Origin of the sequence: Sedimentibacter sp. (assembly GCF_038562225.1) — a bacterium.
GTDB lineage: Bacteria > Bacillota > Clostridia > Tissierellales > Sedimentibacteraceae > Sedimentibacter.
On sequence record NZ_JBCFAS010000003.1, the window covers coordinates 465,687 to 487,338 of the forward strand.

Sequence of the window (21,652 nt, forward strand, 5' to 3'; positions counted from 1 at the left end):
ATACCTCCTAAATTTTTAAAGTTAATTTATTCAACATTTAATGTATACCCAGATTAATAGATTTTAAAACAAGTTTTTTGAAATCACTCTGTTTTTCTTGAACCAAATTTAAGAGCAGCCAGGCTCACCATAGCCATTGCAACAGCCATGGCACCGATGTTCAAAAACGTGTTTACTCCTGTTTCAAGGGCTGACTGAATGTTGTTCTCCACCAGAGCCAGAACTGTCTGGTAAAGTCCAAATCCCGGTACAATGGGTATTACCCCGGGAAATATGAATATGGTGGCAGGCATCTTGAACCTGCGGGCATTTATTTCACCCCAAAATGCTATTACGGTTGTTCCCATGAAAAATCCCAGCTTATCATAGCCGCTGTTCACGAAAAATATGTAAACAAGGTACCCGACAGATGCAATCAAGGAGGAATGTATTATTGTTTTTCTGGGTGCATTCATTATCATTGCATAAAACAGAGAAGCCATGAAGCAAAATACCATTTCCAATATGAATGTAGTAACCATGAGTCCTCCTTACAGTATTCCAAATAAATATGAGGTATAAATAACAACGCCGGCTCCGGCTGCCAGAGAAGCAGCAACCAGCAAAGCCTCGGCTCCCCTGGCCATGCCTGAAATCAAGTCGCCCCTTATGGTGTCACGTATGGCATTGGTCATTGCAAGCCCCGGCAAATGAGGCATTATGCTGCCCACTATTATGTGGTTGTAGTTTCCGGTCCTGGCTATGGATGTGGTGGCAATGGCTATGGCAGAGATCACAAATCCCGACACTATGCTTGAGAAAAACTGATAGGAATGAAGGTTGGCAAAACGCCTTGCAATGATGGTGACCAATATTCCAGTCAAAAGAGCCGTAATGAATTCAAACAGCCCTCCTCCGAACAGCACGGCAAAAAACGCAGATGATATTCCTCCGTAAAATACATCATACTTTGTTTCCACAGGCTTTTCCGCCTGTATTCTTTCAAGCTCTGAAAGTGCGTCATCCATTGAAATTGCATCCATTGAAATCTGTCTTGAAACGTTGTTCACATCGTTTAATTTCTGAAGATTGATTGTTCTTTTGCGTATTCTTTTCACAATGGTGCTGTTTTCTTCTCCGTCAACGGATATTGTTATATAAATGCCCGTAGGCGTGGCAATTGCTTCTATTTCCTTGACATCACAGGCCTTGCCTATGAATTTTATGGTTTCTTCGGCCCTGTAGGTTTCGCCGCCGTTCTCCAATATTATCTGTGCAGAAAGCTTTATTATTTTTAAAAGTTTTGCTTCATTTACTTGCAAAGTATCACCCCTTTAGTATGTATCTGATTATAGCATTTTGTTAACAATTTTGTAAACTTTTTAATGTGCAATGGTTCAATATATGTTATAATGTTTAAAATATGCGGGAGGATTCAAGCTGATGAGAGAAAGGGAAGTCAAAGTCCTTAATATAGACAAAGATGAAATTGAAAAAAAGCTCATTGAAGCCGGAGCTGTTCTCATAAAGGACGAAAATCAGGAAAATTACAGATTCGACACTGAAGACGGGTATCTCAAGAAAACATACAACGGCTACCTGAGGATCAGAATTACAAAAAATAATCTTACCGGAAAGACAAAAAACATCATGACCTTCAAAAAAAGCATAAACAGGGATACGTTGAGGGTCAATGAAGAAACAGAAACTGAAGTTTCAGACTGGAAAAGCGCGGCAGAAATTCTGGAAGTACTGGGATACAGACAAAAGCGCCCGGGCTTCAAGCACAGAAGGTCATACTGCTACGACAACATGTACTTTGAAATAGACACATGGGATAAGAACACTTACCCAAAACCTTACCTTGAAATAGAGCTTTCTTCGGAAGAGGACCTGGAGAAGGCAATTGTGCTTCTTAATCTGGACAGAAGCCAGATAACCACCAAATCCATCGATGAACTGAGAAAAGATTAATTAATTTTTTTAAAATTTAATTGCATATTTGCAATAATATGTTATAATACATGAAAAAATGTCTTGTATCTGCATGCAGAACGAGAACAGGAGGAAATATGAACAGATCTTTAAAAGTAAGCAAACTCACCTTTATGGGAGTTATGCTGGCACTTACGGTTGTTTTTGTTGCCTTGACGGCAATACCGACAACATCCGCTTCCATGGCGCTTTTTATTTTCCTGCCCACAATTGTCACAAGCATTGTGCAGGGACCAAAATCAGGTGCCGTCATGGGATTTCTTGCAGGGACAGTAACCCTTCTGAGGGCTCTTTTGGCTCCTGCGTCACCTTTAGACACTCTTTTTATAAATCCATTGGTGTCTGTGCTTCCAAGGATATTTATAGGGGTAGTTCCTTACTTTATTTACATTGCGTTTAAAAAGCTAATCAGGTCAAAAACAGTTTCGCTGCTCATAGCAGGTGCATCAGGTGCCTTGACAAACACGGCTCTTGTTATGCTCATGCTTTATTTTACCTACAGCGAGGAAATAGTGAGACTCAGCACAGAATTTGGACTAGGTACAACATTTGCAGCCTTTGTGCTGTTCATTGTGACCACAAGCTCTCTTATTGAGTGCACGGCTGCGGGAGTAGGTACCATGACGGTTGTGAATATATACGACAAGGTCAATAAATAGGAGGAAAGTATGGTTTTGGTTGTTGATATTGGAAATACCAATATTGTCATAGGAGTGTACAACGGCGACAACATTGTGGGAAGCTGGAGAATGGTTACAAGAAGCGAAAAGACTTCCGATGAGTACGCTATTTTCATTTTAAATCTGTTGAATTACAACAACATCAGTCAAAAAGACATAAAGAGTGCAATTGTTTCATCGGTTGTTCCCAACGTAATGCACTCCTTTGAAAATGCTCTCAAGAAATACTTCAGCATTGAGCCCATAATCGTGGGACCCGGAATAAAGACAGGAATCACAATCTCAACGGACAATCCGCGGGAGGTTGGATCAGACAGAATTGTAGGTCTGGTTGCAGCATACCACATGTACGGCGGACCGCTCATAGTTATCGATTTCGGCACAGCCACAACCTACGATGTGTTAAGTGACAAGGGAGAGTTCAAGTACGGTATTACTTCTCCCGGAATTCAGATTTCCGCTGATGCCCTGTGGCAGAAGACAGCGCAGCTACCAAGCGTTGAAATCAAAAAGCCAAGCTCCATCCTTGCCAAAAACACCGTTACAAGCATCCAGGCCGGACTTGTTTACGGATATATAGGCCAGGTTGAATACATTGTGAAAAAGATCAAGGAAGAAATGAATATCGACCAAATGAAGGTAGTTGCAACAGGAGGCCTTGGACGTATAATATCCGATGAGACCGATGTAATAGACGTTTATGATTCGCAGCTTCTGTTCAAGGGGCTAAAGATAATCCACGACAAAAACATTAAGAGCAATTAATAATTAAGAGTTAAGAATTAAGAATTGATGGAAGGATTTGTGCGCGCACAAATCCTTTTTTAAATTGAAATTAAGAGAACGGCTCGCCGTTCTCTTCGTTTAATTATTCACTCTTAATTCTTCATTTTTAAAATTTTTTTTGCCGCAAAAAACACTTTTAAAATATAAATATTGTGATATAATAATAGAACAAACGTTCGAAATAAAATTCGAATTCTTTGCAGTTCCAACATTTGGATTATATTATGGAGGTGGTATTTCTGGGACAAATAGTGATGCACATTGACGTAAACTCTGCTTTTTTAAGCTGGACAGCTGCTTATGAAAAACAAAAGGGCATTGACAGGGACATTCTGAGCGTTCCCTCCGTAATAGGAGGAAGCGAAGAAAATCGACACGGAATTGTCCTGGCAAAGTCTGTGCCTGCTAAAAAATTCAAGATACAGACAGGAGAATCACTTTTTGAGGCAAGGAACAAGTGTCCAAACCTTTTGGTCATACCTCCCGACTACAAGGTGTACGTGAAAGCCAGCAAGGCTCTCAGGGAATTTTTGAAGTCATATACTCCCGAGGTTGAGGTGTTCAGCATTGACGAATGCTTCCTGCGCTTTACGGATGTTGCAAGGGAGGAAGCGCTGGAACTTGCCTTTGAAATCAAGAACAAGGTACGCGAGAAATTCGGTTATACGGTAAATATAGGAGTGTCTGAGAACAAGCTTCTTGCCAAGCAAGCCGGGGACCTGGAAAAACCTGACAAATGCCATACGATTTTTCCGGATGAGATAAAGGATAAGCTTTGGGTGCTGCCGGTTGAGGATCTGTTCATGGTAGGAAGACGCACAAGGCCAAAACTGAACAGGTGGGGAATATACACCATCGGAGAACTTGCAAACGCCGACTACAAGTTCATATCATCCATGCTTAAGTCCTACGGCAGATTGATCTATAACTATGCCTGGGGAAGGGACGATTCCTTGTTCAAGGAAAAAGCCCCCATAAAGAGTGTTGGAAACTCCAGCACTCTGAAGTTTAACGTCAAAGACAGGGAAACTGCTCATGTAATACTTTTAAGCCTGACTGAAATGACTGCCTGGAGGTTGAGGGAAGCGAACATGGTCTGCAGGGTGGTAAGCGTGGCAATAAAAGACAGCAGTTTCGGATACGCTGCAAGACAGAGAAAGCTCATGGGTTTTACGGACTGCACAAGGGATATTTATTTGAACCTGGTAAGTATTTTTGACGGCCTGTGGGACGGCAGTCCAATCAGGCAGCTGGGAGTAAGCGTTTCTGACTTGGAGGTTTCCGGAATCAGACAAATGAACATATTTCAGGATGAGCTGAGCATAAAAAATGAAATTCTCGACAAGGCTGTGGATAAAATAAGGGAAAGGTTCGGAGACGAATCCGTCATAAGGGGAGTATTTGCCAACAGCGGATTAAAACCCCTTCTCGGAGGATACCCGGAGGATGATTATCCGGGCATGGCAAGCATTTTGTAAAGGTGATACTATGAAGATTTTAAACGAGCCAATAAAGGTAATGGCCGTCTTTTACACGGACGGAAGGATTGAACCTGTGAAGTTCAGGTTCGAGGACAAGGTTGTGAAGATTGAAAAGATAATGAAGACATACGAGGAAAGCATTGTTGGAAATACCAGGATGGTGTTTGTGTGCCTTCACAACGGAAAAGATATTTTCGAGCTTAAGTATGAACTTGACAGCAAATTGTGGTTCCTTTTCAAAAAATGAAATTATTTGACGATAACTTGCCGGCTTGGAAGCATAAAGCCGGTATTTTTGTTTGTATCCAAACACTTGGCCTATTTTGAAATGGGAAGTTGTAATAAAAAAGATAAAATGATATAATGAATACAAATAATGAAACAAAGGTTAAAAACTTTGTCTTGATGTATTTATTGTATCGTTGTGAAGCAAGCCGATTCAGCGGCTTGCTCTACGATATAATAGTTTGTAATTGTAATTTAGAGGTGAAAATAGTGAGTGAATTGGACGAGCTGGCAATCAGCGCCAAAAACAATGAAGAATCAATGAGCAGGTTGATTAAACAGTACGAAAATTTCATATTGAAGTGCGCATCTTCTGCAGCCCGCATCTATGTTTCCAAAAGTGATGACGAGTGGTCCATAGCACTTGCAGCTTTCATGGAAGCTGTAAAGAGTTATTCTTCGGAAAAAGGAAGTTTTCTAAACTTTGCAGAGCTTGTTATCAGAAGAAGAATCATAGACTTCATCAGGAGCAAGTCAAGATATGCGCCTGAAATTTCTGTAAGCCCCATGATTTTCAGTACTGACCCTGAAGAAGAGGAAGACTATAGCATGCAGTCGGAAATAGCGCAGAAGGTCACTGCAACGGAAGAAAACTCCATTAAACTTGAGATAAGTCTTGTCAACGAGATTTTTGAAGCATATGGTTTTTCATTCATGGATTTGACAGAATGCTCGCCGAAAGCTGATAAAACAAAGAGGGCTTGCGGCAAGGTTGTGGCATATATGATAAAAAATCCCATTTTAATAAGCGAAATGAAAGTAAAAAAGCAGTTGCCGCTTAATTTAATAGAAAAAAATACAAAAGTACCCCGTAAATTGTTGGAACGACATCGAAAATATATAGTAGCAGCAGTGGAAATAATGTCGGGGGATTTTCCGTATCTTGCAAGCTATATGCGATACATTCGCGAGGAGTTGGAAAAATGAAAGCAGTAATATTAGAAATTAAAGGCGGCAAAGCGGCAGTGCTCTCCGAAGACGGCCGCATATCCCGGATAAGCAACAAAAATTACACAATTGGGCAGCAAATTATAATGAGAAACAACAGCTATGTAAAGCTGGCTGCTACTGCAGCTGCAGCGGTGTTGTTGTTTGCCACACCCGCATGGGCCTACTTGACTCCTTATTCATATGTCAGCCTTGATGTTAATCCATCTTTTGAGTTTTCAATCAACCGCTTCGACCGCGTTATTGAAGTCAAGGCAGTTAATGGTGATGCAGAGCCCATAGTCGAAGAAATCAGTATTGAAGGGCTTAAAAACAAGGAAATCAAGGAAGCAGTAAAAGCTGTCCTGACAGAACTTAAGGACAGAGGCTACATTGCCGAAGGCGAAGACGGTGGTGTTGTGGTTGCAACTTCAAGCAAGAGCGAAGAAAAGAACAATAAGCTTGCAGAAACTTTAAAATCAGTTGTTGATGAGGAAGTAAAAGTAAAGGAAAACAAAAAAGCCGAAGAATCAGCAAAGCCGGAGAATACAGAAAAGTCTGAGAAAACAGATAAGCCTGCAAACAACAGCAGTGGTCCGATAAAGGATTTAGGCGTCAAACCGGCTGAGGATGAAGAAAACGAAGAGGCTGAAGACTCAAAGAAGAGTAAAGGTGTTGAAGTTGAAGTTGTCAAGGTAACTCAACAGAAGGTAAACGAAGCAAAGGAAAAGGGAGTTACACCAGGCAAGATGAACCTTGTTGACAAACTTGAAGAGGTTTCGGATCAGGAAGATTTCAATGAAGATGAATGGCTTAAGAAACCTGTCAAGGAAATAATGGATGCCACAAAGGAATATGAGAAGGCAGCAAAGGAAGAAAACAAGGAAATTAAGGAACAGGAAAAAAATCAGTCAAATACCGATTCCAAAACTGAAAGCGGAAGCTCTGCGGAAAAAAAAACTGAGAGCAAAGAAAGCAGCGGAACAGATTCATCTAAAGGAAACAAAAAGAACTGATATTGCGCCCCATCATTGGGGCTTTTTGTTTGTCTTAAACTTGACAATCCTGTAAACATATAGTATCATAATATAAATAAATCAATTTGCACTGCGTATGATGTTACAGTACAAACTGAGCAGGCCGAGACTTTGTTCAGGCCGGGCCTAAAGGCAGCAGGTTAGACCTGTGGGACGGTAGTATGTTCCACAGGTTTTTGTATGCCCTAACCCAGTGTTTTCGACCGTAAGGGAAGAAAAAACTGCGGTAGACCTAATTGCGAATAGTGCAATATGTGAACGATAGAGGAATAGAAATGATTGAATTGGGAATAAGCAATTTGACCAAAATGTACGGAGTTGACAAAATATTTGAAAATGTCACATTTGATGTGAAGACCAAGGATAAGATTGCTCTCATAGGAAGAAACGGAACAGGAAAAACAACCCTCATGAAAATACTTGCGGGTAAGGAGAATTTCCAGGGAGGGCAGGTCAACAGGCGAAAGGGCCTGACTCTTGGATATCTGGAGCAGATACCTGACGTAGGCGCTGAAAGCACTGTTCTTGATGTTCTGATGGAAGCGTTCAGAGGTATTGAAGACATAAGAACACAAATGGAAGAGCTTGAAAGGACATTTGACGGACTGGCAGGAGAAGAGCTTGAGCTGTGTGTTAAAAAGTACTCCAGCCTCCACGATACCTATGATGCAGCCGGAGGGTACAGCATAAGGGAGAAGCTTGGAAGAATCATGAACGGCCTTGAAATTTCCGAGGACATGCAAAAAAGAAAGTTCATGCTTTTGAGCGGCGGTGAAAAGACGAGGGTGATTCTTGGGAAAATTCTTCTGGAGGAGCCTGAGCTTCTGCTTCTTGATGAACCTTCAAACCATCTGGACATAAAAAGCGTGGAATGGCTTGAAGAATACTTGAATGCATATCAGGGAACAATTGTCATAGTATCCCACGACAGATACTTTCTTGACCGGGTGGTAAACAAGATAGCGGAGCTTGAGCCCGACGGAGTGCAGATATATCACGGTAACTATTCTAAATACGTGGCAGAGAAGGAACTTCGCTTCATTCAGGCCATGAAGGAATACGAAAACCAGCAGAAAAAAATCAAGAAGATGGAAGAACAGATTCAGAGATACCGCATCTGGGGAGAGATGCGAGACTCAGACAAGATGTACAAAAGAGCCAAGGAACTTGAAAAGAGGCTTGAGAAGATTGACATGATCAAAAAGCCCATAATGGACAAAAAGGCTGCAAATTTCGGCATCGACAATGTTGCGAGGACAGGTAGGGAAGTAATAAGGGTTGATTCCATAAGCAAGGCGTTCCATGAGAAAAGTCTTTTCAAGGACCTGAGCTTTACACTTTTTTACAAAGACAGCATGTGCATACTTGGAGAAAACGGAACAGGCAAATCAACAATACTTAAGATAATAATGAATGAAATAAACAGCGATGCCGGTGAAGTGAAAATAGGATCCAACGTTAAAATAGGATATCTTCCCCAGGAAGTTTCCTTTGACAAAGAGGATGTATCCATAGTCGATTACTTCTCATACAATTATGGAATTTCAATAAGCGAAGCACGAAAGGAACTTGCAAGGATACTTTTTACAGGAGACGATGTCTACAAGCACATCAGTTCTCTATCCGGAGGAGAAAAGTCAAGGCTTAAGCTTGGCATGCTTATTTATGAAAATGCCAACACGCTCATACTGGATGAGCCCACAAACCATTTGGACATAGAGTCCAGGGAGGTTCTGGAAGAAAGCCTCATAAATTATGACGGAACAATTTTATTTGTATCCCATGACAGATACTTCGTGGATAAAATAGCAACGTGCATCGGTGAAATTGAGAACAGAAAGTTCAAGACTTACGATTTTGATTACGAAAGCTACATAAATGAAAAAAGTAGAATTGTAGAAAAAGAGCAGCCATCAGAAGAAGCAAAACCAAAAACTGTTTCAAAAAACAAGGAAATGTACCTTAGAAAAAAAGAAGAGACAAGAGCTGCAGAAAAGGCTAAAAGAGACCTGGCAAAACTTGAAAGCAGCATAATGGATGCTGAGAACAAAGCGGAAGAACTTGAAAAAATTTTGAACTCCAGCTCTGACCAATGGGATTTGGGTGAATATAATGAAAGGTACAACGAATATGAAAAGCTTAAGGAAGACATAGAAAATATGTACCTTGAACTTGAAAAATATCAGTAAAGGAGCAGCCATGACAAATTTCATCATCAAGAATTTCGTGAAAAACTATTACAATGTAAGGGACCCGGAAGTCAGAAAATCCTACGGAACAACTTCAAGCATTGTGGGCATAATTGTCAACATAATTCTGAGTCTTTCCAAAATATCGGTAGGAGCGATGTTTAACAGCATTTCCGTAATGGCTGACGGTGTGAACAACCTTTCCGATGCGGGATCCAGCGTCATTTCCCTGGTGGGCTTTAAAATTTCAGGCAAACCTGCAGACAAGGACCATCCATTCGGGCATGCACGCATAGAGTACCTGACGGGGCTCATACTGGGAATAGCCATATTGCTTGTGGGATACGAACTGCTTAAGACATCCTTCATGAAGGTAATAAATCCGGAAAAGACAATTTATTCAACTGCCATGCTCATAGTTCTTGCAATCTCCATTGGGGGAAAACTGTGGCTCAGCAGATTCTATAGTGTACTTGGTGATAAAATATCATCTGCAACAATAAAGGCATCCTCTGCAGATTCAAGAAACGATGTTATTGCAACATGTGCAGTGTTCCTGTCAGCTGTTGTAGCCATGGGAACCGGTCTTGAAATAGACGGATACATAGGAATTCTGGTGGCCTTGTTCATACTTTATTCAGGCGTCAGCATACTAAGAGACATACTGAACCCTTTGCTGGGAGAAATGCCGGAGACGGATCTGGTTGACATGCTGGAAAAAAAGATTCTTTCATATGAAGGAATTTTGAACATCCATGATCTTGTGGTGCACAACTACGGTCCCAACAGATATTTTGCAACTGTTCATGCCGAGGTCAACGCCAAGGAAGACATTTTAAAATCCCATGACCTTATAGACAACATCGAAAGAGACGTGGCAAGAGACTGCGACGTAAATCTTGTAATCCATCTCGATCCCATAATAACAGACGATGCCGAAATAAACAAGCTCAGGTGCATGACCGGAAAGATAATCAGGGCTATTGACGACAAACTGACCATGCATGACTTTCGTGTTGTCAGGGGAGACACTCACACAAATCTCATATTCGATGTGCTGGTTCCTGTAGATTACGACGAGGCTGCAGATATGCTGGTCAAAAAAATCGAAAAGGCTGTAAGGGAAGAAAATCCAACTTTTTATGCTGTAGTAACCGTAGACAGAAATTATGTTTCCACATATGTTAATAATCCATATTTGAAATAATGAATCCATATGGTACAATAGAAATTAATAGTGCAAATGAGGAGGACGAAATGAGTATTTTTGAAATGTTGATGCTTTTATGCTTCGGAGCGGCGTGGCCTTTTTCCATTTACAGATCCTATAAGTCAAAATCAGTGGCAGGAAAGAGCCCATACTTCTTGGCCATATTGGTTGTAGGATACATATGCGGTATATTGAATAAAGTATTGTACAATCTTGATTTTGTTGTGTACCTGTACTGCCTGAACCTGATTATGGTGTCTACGGACCTGGCCCTGTACTTCAGAAATCTGAAGCTCATAAAAAAAGAACAGAAAAACGTATAATCACCAGCAATTATGAATCCATAAAATAAAAACGGATTTGAGCGCGCTCAAATCCGTTTTTATCAATTGATTTATCTTTTTCCGCTGCAGCCCAGCACTTCTCTCATCTTGTGGGCGACCATGTCCTTTATGGCTGTTCTTCCAGGTCCCAGATATTTTCTTGGGTCGAATTCAGCCGGATTTTCCGTGAGGATTTGTCTTATGCATGCAGTCATGGCAAGCCTCAGGTCCGTGTCTATATTTATTTTGCACACTCCCATTTTGGAAGCACGTCTTAGCATGTCTTCGGGAACTCCTGCAGCTCCTGGAATTTTTCCTCCGTACTTGTTGCAAAGGTCAACAAATTCTTTCGGAACGGAGGATGAGCCGTGAAGAACCAGCGGGAAGCCTGGAAGCAGATTTTGAATTACTTCAAGCCTTTCAAAGTCAAGGCTTGGGTCTCCCTTAAACTTATAAGCTCCGTGGCTTGTGCCTATGGCGATTGCCAGAGAGTCAACTCCTGTTCTCTCTACAAATTCCCTGGCCTGGTCTGGGTCTGTGTATGTAGCATCCTTAGCATTTACCTTTACAGCGTCTTCCACACCAGCCAGCTTACCCAGTTCGGCTTCAACAACCACGCCCTTGCTGTGGGCATACTCCACAACTCGTTTTGTCAGCTCTATATTCTCTTCAAACGGATACTTTGAACCGTCTATCATTACAGATGTAAAACCGTCATCTACGCATTGCTTGCATATTTCAAAATCTTCGCCATGATCCAGGTGAAGGCAAATGTCAATGCCGGAATCCTCTATGGCTGCTTCCACAAGCTTCCTTAAATAAATTGGATTTGCATACTTTCTTGCTCCTGCAGAAACCTGGAGAATCAGCGGTGCATTTTCCTGTTTAGCTGCATCCACAATACCCTGAATGATTTCCATATTATTCACATTGAAGGCGCCGACCGCATAATTGCCTTCATATGCCTTTTTGAACATTTCCTTTGATGTTACAAGAGACATTTCATTTCCTCCTAATATATAATTAATTGAAATATGTTATACTATTATATATAAATTATACTATAGACAAAAATAAAAAACATCACTTTTTTAAAAATAAATTGGATATTGGGAATAAAAACAGAACATTTACCTAAAATAAGAAATATTAAGAAAATTAAAGCAATTAAAAGAATTGATGCTAAATATCTCGATAAATTGGTTTAATAAACTAAAATTATGCAAAATGGCACTTGATAACGATACAACATTTGGTTATTATATAGATTGTAAGTGTTAGCACTCTATGACAACGAGTGCTAACAACAACCCGGATAAATAATTACATTAAATAAAATAGGAGGAACATATTATGACAGTTAAACCATTAGGCGAAAGAGTAGTAATTAAAATGGTGGAAGCAGAAGAAAAAACTAAAAGCGGCATTGTGCTGCCGGGAACTGCCAAAGAAAAGCCACAGGTAGCAGAGGTTCTTGCAGTTGGAGCAGGCATCACTTCCGATGAAAAGAAAAAAGACGAAATCAAAGTCGGAGATAAAGTAATATTTTCCAAGTTCGCAGGAACTGAAGTGAAAGTTGACGGAGAAGAGTTAATTATAATTAAATTATCTGATGTTTTAGCAGTTATCGAATAAAAATAAAGAGAGGTATGGAAAATGGCAAAAATAATCAAATTTGACGAAGATGCCCGCCGTTCAATGGAAAGAGGCGTTAACGCTTTAGCAGATACAGTAAAAGTTACATTAGGACCTAAAGGAAGAAACGTAGTTCTTCAAAAATCATTCGGTTCACCGATAATAACAAACGACGGTGTTACCATAGCAAGGGAAATTGAACTTTCTGACCCGTTTGAAAACATGGGAGCTCAGCTGGTAAAAGAAGTTGCAACAAAGACTAACGATGTTGCAGGTGACGGTACTACTACAGCAACTCTTCTTGCCCAGGCTATTATAAGAGAAGGCTTGAAGAACGTTGCAGCAGGCGCTAACCCTATGATACTTAAAAGAGGAATTCAGGCAGCAGTGGAAGCAGCAGTAGCTGAACTAAAAAGTACAACTAAAAAAGTAGAAACTTCAGAAGAAATCGCTCAAATCGCTTCTATTTCCGCAGGAGACGAAGAAATAGGCAAATTGATATCTGAGGCTATGGACAAAGTTGGAAAAGACGGCGTTATCACTGTTGAAGAATCCAAGACTATGGGAACTGACCTTACAGTAGTTGAAGGTATGCAGTTCGACAGAGGATACTTATCAGCATACATGGTTACAAACACAGAAAAAATGGAAGCAGTAATGGATAATCCATACATTCTTATCACTGACAAGAAAATCTCCAACATTCAGGAAATTCTTCCTATTTTGGAACAAATAGTTCAGTCAGGCAGATCACTTGTAATCATAGCTGAAGACATTGAAGGCGAAGCACTTACAACACTCATACTCAACAAGCTGAGAGGAACATTCAACTGTGTAGCAGTAAAGGCTCCGGGATTCGGAGACAGAAGAAAAGAAATGTTAAGAGACATCGCAATACTTACAGGCGGCCAGGTTATCACGGAAGAGCTTGGATATGAGCTGAAGGACGCTACAATAGACATGCTGGGTAATGCAGCAACAGTTAAAATAGATAAGGAAAATACAATAATAGTACACGGAGCAGGTTCACAGGAAGAAATAGCTGAAAGAGCAAAACAGATTAAGGCTCAGTACGAAGAATCAACTTCTGAATTTGACAAGGAAAAACTTCAGGAAAGACTTGCTAAATTAACAGGCGGCGTTGCAGTTATCAATGTAGGTGCAGCAACTGAAACTGAAATGAAAGACAAGAAGCTGAGAATTGAAGATGCTTTGAACGCTACAAGAGCAGCTGTTGAAGAAGGCCTTGTATCAGGAGGAGGCGTTGCTCTTCTGGCTACAACAAAAGTTGTTTCTGAAGTTGCCGCGAACCTTACAGGAGATGCCAAGACAGGTGCAAAAATAATTGAAAAAGCCCTGGAAGAACCTGTTAGACAAATTGCAGCAAATGCTGGCCTTGAAGGAAGCGTAATTGTTGAAAAAATCAAAAACAGCGCTAAAGGAATCGGCTTTGACGCTTTGAACGAAAAATATGTAAACATGATTGAAGCTGGTATAGTTGACCCGACTAAAGTAACAAGATCAGCTCTTCAAAATGCAGCAAGCGTAGCATCAATGCTGTTGACTACAGAAGCAGCAGTTGCAGACGAACCAAAGAAAGATGAGCCTGCAATGCCTCCAATGGGCGGAGGAATGCCGGGAATGATGTAAATCATTCCGGAAGTTTGAAAATTAAAAAATTGAAATACCTGACGGTACACCGCCAGGTATTTTTTCTTTTGAGATTAACTTGTTATTATTTAAATTATTTGTTACAATTCTGTAAATAGAAAAATTAAAGGAGCAGCTTCACAGATGGCAAAGGTTATTTCAATATCAAATCAAAAGGGCGGAGTAGGAAAAACTACCACAACGGGAGCTATAGCAGCAGGATTCAGACAGAAGGGATACAAGGTTTTGTGCGTTGACCTTGACCCTCAGTCAAATTTAAGTTTCAGTTCGGGGGCTGAAACAGAGGATTGTCCAACTATTTACGAAATATTGAAGGGCGAGGCAAAAATAACATTTTCAATTCAAAAGGTACCTTCTTTTGATATAATATCTTCCAACATTTTGCTCAGTGGAATTGAACTTGAGTTCACGCAGACGGGAAGGGAATTTCTTCTCAAGGAAGCCTTAGTCCTGGTCAAGGACAAATATGACTATATTTTCATCGATACCCCTCCTGCCTTGAGCATACTTACGGTGAATGCGTTTACGGCATCGGATTATATTGTTATTCCAATGCTTGCAGATATTTTCAGCTTGCAGGGAATCGCCCAGCTTTCAGAAACCATCGAGCGGGTGAAAAAGTACTGCAATCCCAACCTGAAGGTTGAAGGAATAGTGCTCACAAAGTTCAACCAGAGGACTATACTCAGCAGGGAGATCAAGGGTACTGCTGAGCTTATTGCTGAACAGCTCAACACAAGCATTTTTAAGTCGACAATCAGATCCAGCGTCACCATTATGGAAGCACAGACTAACCAGCAGGATATATTCAGGTATTCTCCAAAGAATGCAGCAACTCTTGATTACATGGATCTTGTCAATGAGCTTATTGAAAGAGGGATATAGAAATGGCAAAGATAAAAAAGACTTTTGACAGGGAATCAATGTACAAAAAAATAATGCCTACTAACCCGAAGAAGGAAGAGGAACAGGAAGAAAAAGAGGAACCGTCCTCCAAGGATGTTATTTATCCGGCGGAAAGCAATGTGCCTAAGGAAACATCAATTTTCCAGAATAAAGAAATAAATTTAAAAAAAGAAGATAAAAGCGATGTCATCCTTTACAATGTTATGGAAAAACTTGTTCTCAACAAACTTGACGCAACACTGAAGAAGATGAACTGCTGCAGGTGCGACCGCTGCAAGGAGGACATTGTAGCCATAGCATTGAACAACTTAAGGCCCATGTACATTGTGGCAAGCAAGAATGACATAAATGAAAAAATAGAAGCTCTCAGAGATATAGGCGGCGAAGTGACTACAGAGGTCATAAAGGCAGTGCTGGCTGTAAGAAAAAATCCGAGACATTAATTTTTACAATTCTCTTAAATTTTATCCAGTTGTGACGATATCATATTTGAAACTATATTATGAGGTGAATCACATGCAGGATAGAATAACCACCATCGAAGAAATCAATCTGGACGAAGACACTTTAAAGAATAAATATCTGACATTTTTTACGGAACAACAGCATTTTGGCATTCCGATAGCTGATGTTGTTCAAATTGTGGGAATGCAGGAGATCACAAAGGTCCCGGAATTCCCAAGCTACGCCAAGGGAGTAATTAATCTTAGGGGAACAATAATTCCCATTATAGATGTAAGGCTCAGATTAAAGAAGGAAGAAAAGAAATACGATGAGAGAACATGCATCATCGTGACAAACATAAATGATTCATACATGGGCTTCATTGTAGATTCCGTTGATGAGGTTGCGAAAATTCGTGAGGACAACATATCAAATCCTCCAAGGATGGGTTCCGACTATGTAAACACATACATAACGGGAATAGCTAAGCTTGAGAACAAAATTGTTCTGCTTATGAACCTCAAGAAAATGCTCAGCGAGAAAGAAATCGAAATGATCACAAACACCATTTAGTCAAAAACGGATATGAAGGAGAAATATTATGTATGAAGAAGCGGTAGAACAACTTGAAGAAATTGAATTTCCATGGCTTGTGTTTAAAATAAAAGACAATCTGTACACCGTAAACAGCAAAAAAATAACTTCAATAGTCATGTTGCCGGAAAAGGTGACAAAGGTTCCCAATGTGCCCAAGCACATGCTTGGTCTCATACATTTGAGAGGTAATGTGATTCCTCTTATTGACCTTAGGATGCTTTTCGGTATGAAATCAATCAAAGAAGAATACGAAGAATCAGATATTCACTCCAAGGAAATGGTCATTGTATTTGAAGACGACAATTCATTCATGGGAATACTGGTTGATGAAGTGCTTTCCGTTGAAAACATTACTCAGTTCGAAGATTCGGAAGAAATAAGAAAGATGTACAAGGAAGGGTATGTTAAGGGAGTAGCAAAAGGACAGAAGAACAGTGAAGTGCTGTTGATTCTTGACGAAGAAAAGATAATGACCACGAACTGATATTTATAAAAAGTCTCCTAAAAACTAAATTAAATCTGAACAATGCCGATTATCTATATATAAAACATTACAGGGGTATTATATGAAAATCCAAAATATTAACAACTACATGGGCTACAACAAAAGCAACAAGCCCATAAAGAACGAAGAAAAAGCCAAGGCCAAAAATTATGATGTTATCGATATAAAAAAGACTTCCGTTGAAGGCGACAGCAATGTTTCCAAAGTGAAGAAAGAAATTGTTTCACAGGTCAATAAAGAAACCAGTGAAGAAAAGATACAGAGGATAAAGGAAAGTCTTAACAACAAGACTTACAGCATTGATGTTGACGAAATAGTAAACAAACTTATGAAATAAGAGGCTGATATGAATACTTTGTGTGAAATACTCAGAGAAGGCGCTGAGCTTTATGGTAATTTTTTGGAGCTGGAATATAAAAAATATGATGCGGTCATAAAGGATGACACTGCCTTGTTGGATGAAATAGTAGCCCAGGAGCAGGTTTTTCATTTGAAGATGAGGGGCCTTGATCAAAGAAAGACAAGGCATCTTGAAGAAATCGGAATGAAAAATAAGACCCTGAAGGAAATAATCGAATTGTCCAAGGATGAAAGCAAAGAGCCGCTAACAAAGTCATATGATGAATTGTACAGGCTCATAAACGAAGTGAAAAAAATAAGCAGTCTGTGCAAGACTGTAATCGAAGTAAGGCTTCGAAGAATAGATAAGGCCATGAGCTTGCTGGGACAGAACGAAAACACATATTTAAAGGAAGAAGCAAAAGACAGCGGTACTACTAAAAGCCTGTTGCTTTCTAAAAAAATTTAGAGGAGAAACTATGCTTAGATCAACATTTTTAGGATTCAAAACAGCAACAAGCGCACTGACGGTAAGCCAGAATCAAATGGACGTCGTAGGGCAGAATATTTCCAACGTGAATACTCAGGGCTACACCAGACAGCGGCTTGACATAAATTCTGTTTCATTCAGCACCAGCAACCTTAAATACGGCATAAATGGAGTAATCATCGGACAAGGTGTTGCAGCTTCCGGAGTAAGTCAGTACAGGGATTCCTTTCTGGACCTGAGGTACAGAACAGAGGCAGCAAAGGTCGGAAGCCAGGAAGTACAGCTGGAAGCATTCAGCGACCTGGAGGAAGTGCTTGATGAGATAACCACCGACGGACTTGATGCTCAGTTTTCTGATCTTTTGGAGCAGCTGCATTCGCTGACATCTTCACCTTCTGATCCGGTATTGGAGGGAGTTGTAAGAACTTCGGCAGAATTGCTCACGCAGATGTTCAACAACTATTCAGAGCAGATAAGCACCATAAGGGAACAGCAGCTTACATATCTTCATGACGGAGCTGTAGAACAGGTTAACCAGCTTTTGAAGAACATTTCTGAACTGAATGATCAGATCAAGGCTGACAACATCAGCGGGAATCCGGCCCTGGAGCTAAATGACAAGAGAAACACGCTCATAGATGAGCTGTCAGGCTATTTAAACATAGAAGTTTCAATTGAGCCGTTGGATATAGGCGGCGGAAAATCTATCGATGAGACCGTGATCAAGCTTAAATTGTCCGACGGCAGCAAGGTAAACATTGTTGACAGGGACAAGTATGCAGAGTTTTCATCATCAGTGGAGGACGGCAGCAGCGACGTAAATGTGTTGCTGACAAAAAACATTGATGAGAGCAACACTAACACAAATTTGACCGACTTGATAGACAAGGGGCAAATTGGCGGATATATTAAATTTTTAAACGGCAAGGGCGAATTTGCAGATTCCACTGATGTGGATTCACAAACTAAAGGAGTGCAGTACTACCAGAAAATGCTTGACACACTGGCAAACAAGTTTGCAACGGTCATGAATGAAGTAAACGGTTCTGACAAGCCACTTTTTGACAAAAGAAACGGTGATGCTATAACTGCGTCCAACATCAAGATAGCCGATTCGTGGGCCAAGTCATCAGGATCATACATCAAGAACACTGCTATTAACACAGAAGGGGACAGCACCGGAGCTACAGACAACATACTCACGATGATATCGAAGTTCCAGTCCGACATGGAGTTTAAAACGTCAGACAGCGCGGATACATCTCTGTTTGTGGGCACTTTCCAGGAATTTCTTTCTTTCACCACCACGAGGCTCAACCTTCAGGTGGCAGATATTCAGACATCATATGACACGTATTCGGAGACGCAGTATCAGATAGAATATGCAAGAAGCAGCATGTCCTCGGTGGACTTGAACGAAGAAGGAGTAAACCTCCTTACATACAGCAAATCATACAATGCGGCTGCAAGGCTGATGACAACCCTGGATGAGATGCTTGATACATTGATTAACGAAATGGCAAGATAGGCGGTGAAAATATGAGAATTACAACAAGCATGATGACCGGCAAATATATAAGAAATTTAAACAAGCAGGCCAACGACATGAACTATTTGAATGAACAGGTTTCAACAGGAAGAAAGTTCTTCAAGGGTTCGGAAGATCCGGTCAGTGCCATTAAGGCATACAAGCTCCGTAGAGAATACAGGTCCACAGAGATGTATGATACAAATATCAGCGATGTTGACTCGTTCCTTACGTCAGCAGAAACAAATCTGACAGAAATAAGCGACAACCTGGGAAGGGTGTATACTTCATACCTGCAGGGAATAAACGGTACAATGGGATCTGATGACAGAGAAATAATTGCAAAGGAAATTGAAAATCTGCAGCAGTCCGTACTGGCTTCATTAAACGGAAAGTTCAGTGACAGGTATGTTTTTGGCGGTACAAGCAAAGATGAAATTCCATTTACGGTGGACAGCTCTGGTAATCTCCTTTACAAGGGTGTAAACGTGAATACATGTAAAGACTCTGCCGGCAATGACGTGGATATGGAAAAGCTCATGAATGAAGTAATAAACATCGACATCGGCCTTGGAATGACATTTGACAGCACAGGGAACCTCAATAAAGACACTGTGTTCAATATATCAATGGCAGGCATAAGTTTTATGGGCTACGGCAATGCAACAGATGCTGATGGAAATACAGAGCTTGATGCAGACGGAAATCCTGTGCCTAACAATCTCTACACTCTGCTTGAGAAAATGAAAGAACAATTAAGAAGCTCAGACTATTCACTGGAAAAAATAACCCCCTTCATCAATGAGTTTGATCGTCAGAAAAAACAGGTTCTTGTAGGAATAACCGATATCGGAGCTAAAACAAATTACCTGGATTTTATTAAACTTAGAAATGAAGACATTCAGTACAACCTGAATGAAAAACTGGTTGACGTCGAGCAGGTGGACAGCGCCGAAGCAATTGTAGATTTTTCAATGCAGGAATATGCCTACAATGCAGCGCTATCAATGGGAAACAAGATTCTTCAAAACAGTTTTATTGATTTTATGAAATAATCAAGGAGAGATTTTATGATTGAGCCTCTTATAGAGATTAAAACCATTCCCATGTCCATGGAATTGAAAATTAATAAATCCAAATTTGAAATAATAAGCACCGATGCGACCTTTGAGATGACCAGAGACAAAGGCGGAGTTCAGATGCAGATGAAGCCCACAAGGCTGAAAATCGACACAGTCGAAGCTAGATATTCAGCAGGCATCAAAAGCGCCATGAGGTCAGTTGAGGATAGCGCTCAGAAGGGAATTCAAGCTGCTTATGAAGCCACTGCCAGATATGCCGAAGAAGGAAATCTTAAGCTTGACATAAATTTCATGGACAATCCCAATCCGGAAATTGCCATGAGAAGATTTCTCAGCAGTGTTGATTTCAACATCGGCTTTATTCCAAGCATCGGACCTGATATTTCATGGGAGGAAGGAGAGCTTTCCATAAATTTTGAGATTGATAAGCTTGATTTTGACTGGAATATTGAACGACCGGAAATTAAGTTCATACCCGGCAGCATAGAGTTCATTATAAATGAGTATCCTAGAGTTGAAATAAATTATGTCGGTACACCAATTTTTGTTCCGCCAAGTTCGAATCCTGATTATAAGGCAATAGATACAAGGGTATGAGGTAGATTATGAAAATTAACACGAGAGATTTTGGAGACATTGATGTAAATGAAGAAGATGTAATCAGATTCGACAGCGGGATGTACGGATTTGAAGAATATAAAAAGTATGTAATTTTGAAAGATGGTCAGGAAGATGACATCATGTACCTTCAGTCTGTTGAAAACGCCGATCTGTCGTTTGTAATGATCGATCCCTACGCCATATTTTTAAAGTATGATCCTGTTGTCAATGAGGACGACTTAAATGATCTAGAGGCAAAAAGCGAATCTGATCTTAAATTTCTTGTAATTGCTATAATAAAGGAAAGTTTCAAGGATTCTATTGTTAATTTGAAAAGTCCTGTTGCTATAAATCCGCAGACAAAAAAGGCAAGACAGGTCATACTGCAAAATACATATCCTCTGAGATACAAAATAATCGGAGAGGGGGATTCTGAGTGTTAGTCATTAAAAGAAAAGAATCGGAATCCATACTTATTGGGGATGACATTGAGATAATAATTTCAGAAATCTCCCAGGACAAGGTTAAAATAGCAATCAATGCTCCTAAGGATGTCAAGATTACCAGAAAGGAACTTGCTGAGACTTGTGAATTTAATAAAAGTGCATCGGAAAAGATAAGCAGAATCAGCCTTAGCAGCTTAAGAGACAGCCTACGTAACGCAGACAAGAGATAGGAAGCTGTTTTAAAAGAATTTTCCCGATTGCATTTTATGAAATTTAATATTAGGATGTGCACAGGGCTGCATGTCTTTTTGTTTGGAAATAATTGCAGCTTAAGGCGATATGACAAAAGGCAAGCTATAAGCTCTCAGAAAAAAATAATCAGGCAAAAAGATGACAAAATAATAAAAAATTATAAGAGTACCCTGAATTTTGTGATGCTAAGTTCGAATTTTAGTAATAAGGCAGCAAAAAGAACTGGACGAAATATTGATAATTTAATATAAGCAAATCGGAAAAA

The 21,652-nt window shown here is 40.2% G+C and carries 26 protein-coding genes and 1 riboswitch; of the genes, 23 read left to right on the forward strand and 3 right to left on the reverse strand.

Annotation, left to right across the window (positions count from 1 at the left end):
• Window positions 1-83 precede the first annotated feature (83 nt).
• Window positions 84-521: a threonine/serine exporter family protein gene (locus tag AAGU76_RS13975; RefSeq protein ID WP_342486122.1), complete on the reverse strand. Its 438-nt coding sequence runs from the start codon at window positions 519-521 to the stop codon at window positions 84-86.
• A gap of 9 nt (window positions 522-530) precedes the next feature.
• Entirely contained in the window at window positions 531-1,301 is a 771-nt protein-coding gene (locus AAGU76_RS13980) for a threonine/serine exporter family protein (protein WP_342486123.1), read from the reverse strand.
• A gap of 121 nt (window positions 1,302-1,422) precedes the next feature.
• Between AAGU76_RS13980 and AAGU76_RS13985 the strand changes: the two genes are divergently transcribed.
• The 10 genes from AAGU76_RS13985 (at window position 1,423) to AAGU76_RS14030 (ending at window position 10,892) form a co-directional block, all read left to right on the forward strand.
• The gene (locus AAGU76_RS13985) at window positions 1,423-1,953 is read left to right on the forward strand and encodes a class IV adenylate cyclase (RefSeq protein WP_342486124.1); all 531 of its coding nucleotides are present in this window, start codon (window positions 1,423-1,425) and stop codon (window positions 1,951-1,953) included.
• Window positions 1,954-2,051: 98 nt separating this feature from the next.
• A complete protein-coding gene (locus tag AAGU76_RS13990) occupies window positions 2,052-2,633 on the forward strand; it encodes an ECF transporter S component (RefSeq protein ID WP_342486125.1) in 582 nt (193 codons plus the stop codon).
• Window positions 2,634-2,642: 9 nt separating this feature from the next.
• Window positions 2,643-3,419 (forward strand): type III pantothenate kinase, encoded by a 777-nt coding sequence (locus AAGU76_RS13995; protein WP_342486126.1) that lies wholly within the window; start codon window positions 2,643-2,645, stop codon window positions 3,417-3,419.
• A 245-nt stretch (window positions 3,420-3,664) separates the two neighbouring features.
• Window positions 3,665-4,918, forward strand: coding sequence for a DNA polymerase IV (locus AAGU76_RS14000; RefSeq protein ID WP_342486127.1), 1,254 nt, complete (start codon window positions 3,665-3,667; stop codon window positions 4,916-4,918).
• 10 nt (window positions 4,919-4,928) lie between these two features.
• Window positions 4,929-5,168 carry a hypothetical protein gene (locus tag AAGU76_RS14005; RefSeq protein ID WP_342486128.1) on the forward strand — a complete coding sequence of 80 codons (240 nt, stop codon included), beginning with the start codon at window positions 4,929-4,931 and terminating at the stop codon, window positions 5,166-5,168.
• A gap of 248 nt (window positions 5,169-5,416) precedes the next feature.
• Entirely contained in the window at window positions 5,417-6,133 is a 717-nt protein-coding gene (gene sigI / locus AAGU76_RS14010; protein ID WP_342486129.1) for an RNA polymerase sigma-I factor, read from the forward strand.
• The gene (locus AAGU76_RS14015) at window positions 6,130-7,149 is read left to right on the forward strand and encodes a hypothetical protein (protein ID WP_342486130.1); all 1,020 of its coding nucleotides are present in this window, start codon (window positions 6,130-6,132) and stop codon (window positions 7,147-7,149) included. Before sigI ends, AAGU76_RS14015 begins: the two co-directional genes overlap by 4 nt.
• Window positions 7,150-7,254: 105 nt before the next feature.
• A riboswitch (NiCo riboswitch) is annotated at window positions 7,255-7,329 on the forward strand.
• A 116-nt stretch (window positions 7,330-7,445) separates the two neighbouring features.
• Window positions 7,446-9,359 (forward strand): ABC-F type ribosomal protection protein, encoded by a 1,914-nt coding sequence (gene abc-f, locus AAGU76_RS14020; RefSeq protein ID WP_342486131.1) that lies wholly within the window; start codon window positions 7,446-7,448, stop codon window positions 9,357-9,359.
• 10 nt (window positions 9,360-9,369) lie between these two features.
• A complete protein-coding gene (locus AAGU76_RS14025; RefSeq protein ID WP_342486132.1) occupies window positions 9,370-10,566 on the forward strand; it encodes a cation diffusion facilitator family transporter in 1,197 nt (398 codons plus the stop codon).
• A gap of 50 nt (window positions 10,567-10,616) precedes the next feature.
• Window positions 10,617-10,892 (forward strand): PQ-loop domain-containing transporter, encoded by a 276-nt coding sequence (locus AAGU76_RS14030; protein WP_342486133.1) that lies wholly within the window; start codon window positions 10,617-10,619, stop codon window positions 10,890-10,892.
• Between the two features lie 71 nt (window positions 10,893-10,963).
• Here the strand turns inward: AAGU76_RS14030 and fba are convergent, their stop codons facing one another.
• A complete protein-coding gene (gene fba, locus AAGU76_RS14035; protein WP_342486134.1) occupies window positions 10,964-11,893 on the reverse strand; it encodes a class II fructose-1,6-bisphosphate aldolase in 930 nt (309 codons plus the stop codon).
• 352 nt (window positions 11,894-12,245) lie between these two features.
• Here fba and AAGU76_RS14040 point away from each other — a divergent pair, with 352 nt between their 5' ends.
• From AAGU76_RS14040 to AAGU76_RS14100, 13 genes are all read left to right on the forward strand, one after another.
• The gene (locus AAGU76_RS14040) at window positions 12,246-12,527 is read left to right on the forward strand and encodes a co-chaperone GroES (protein WP_342486135.1); all 282 of its coding nucleotides are present in this window, start codon (window positions 12,246-12,248) and stop codon (window positions 12,525-12,527) included.
• A 21-nt stretch (window positions 12,528-12,548) separates the two neighbouring features.
• Entirely contained in the window at window positions 12,549-14,177 is a 1,629-nt protein-coding gene (gene groL, locus AAGU76_RS14045; protein ID WP_342486136.1) for a chaperonin GroEL, read from the forward strand.
• A gap of 144 nt (window positions 14,178-14,321) precedes the next feature.
• Window positions 14,322-15,083, forward strand: coding sequence for an AAA family ATPase (locus tag AAGU76_RS14050; RefSeq protein ID WP_342486137.1), 762 nt, complete (start codon window positions 14,322-14,324; stop codon window positions 15,081-15,083).
• A 2-nt stretch (window positions 15,084-15,085) separates the two neighbouring features.
• Window positions 15,086-15,547 (forward strand): late competence development ComFB family protein, encoded by a 462-nt coding sequence (locus tag AAGU76_RS14055; protein ID WP_342486138.1) that lies wholly within the window; start codon window positions 15,086-15,088, stop codon window positions 15,545-15,547.
• A gap of 73 nt (window positions 15,548-15,620) precedes the next feature.
• Window positions 15,621-16,121, forward strand: coding sequence for a chemotaxis protein CheW (locus AAGU76_RS14060; RefSeq protein ID WP_342486139.1), 501 nt, complete (start codon window positions 15,621-15,623; stop codon window positions 16,119-16,121).
• 28 nt (window positions 16,122-16,149) lie between these two features.
• A complete protein-coding gene (locus AAGU76_RS14065) occupies window positions 16,150-16,629 on the forward strand; it encodes a chemotaxis protein CheW (RefSeq protein ID WP_342486140.1) in 480 nt (159 codons plus the stop codon).
• Window positions 16,630-16,711: 82 nt separating this feature from the next.
• Window positions 16,712-16,987, forward strand: coding sequence for a flagellar biosynthesis anti-sigma factor FlgM (locus AAGU76_RS14070; RefSeq protein WP_342486141.1), 276 nt, complete (start codon window positions 16,712-16,714; stop codon window positions 16,985-16,987).
• A gap of 9 nt (window positions 16,988-16,996) precedes the next feature.
• Entirely contained in the window at window positions 16,997-17,458 is a 462-nt protein-coding gene (locus tag AAGU76_RS14075) for a flagellar protein FlgN (protein WP_342486142.1), read from the forward strand.
• A gap of 10 nt (window positions 17,459-17,468) precedes the next feature.
• Window positions 17,469-19,007, forward strand: coding sequence for a flagellar hook-associated protein FlgK (flgK, locus tag AAGU76_RS14080; protein WP_342486143.1), 1,539 nt, complete (start codon window positions 17,469-17,471; stop codon window positions 19,005-19,007).
• Between the two features lie 11 nt (window positions 19,008-19,018).
• Window positions 19,019-20,062, forward strand: a complete 1,044-nt coding sequence (flgL, locus tag AAGU76_RS14085; protein WP_342486144.1) for a flagellar hook-associated protein FlgL — start codon at window positions 19,019-19,021, stop codon at window positions 20,060-20,062.
• A 15-nt stretch (window positions 20,063-20,077) separates the two neighbouring features.
• Window positions 20,078-20,686 (forward strand): DUF6470 family protein, encoded by a 609-nt coding sequence (locus tag AAGU76_RS14090; RefSeq protein WP_342486145.1) that lies wholly within the window; start codon window positions 20,078-20,080, stop codon window positions 20,684-20,686.
• An 8-nt stretch (window positions 20,687-20,694) separates the two neighbouring features.
• A complete protein-coding gene (locus AAGU76_RS14095) occupies window positions 20,695-21,132 on the forward strand; it encodes a flagellar assembly protein FliW (protein WP_342486146.1) in 438 nt (145 codons plus the stop codon).
• Complete coding sequence (locus AAGU76_RS14100; protein ID WP_342486147.1) at window positions 21,126-21,365, forward strand: carbon storage regulator; 240 nt, start codon at window positions 21,126-21,128, stop codon at window positions 21,363-21,365. The genes AAGU76_RS14095 and AAGU76_RS14100 overlap by 7 nt, the downstream gene beginning before the upstream one ends.
• Window positions 21,366-21,652 lie beyond the last annotated feature (287 nt).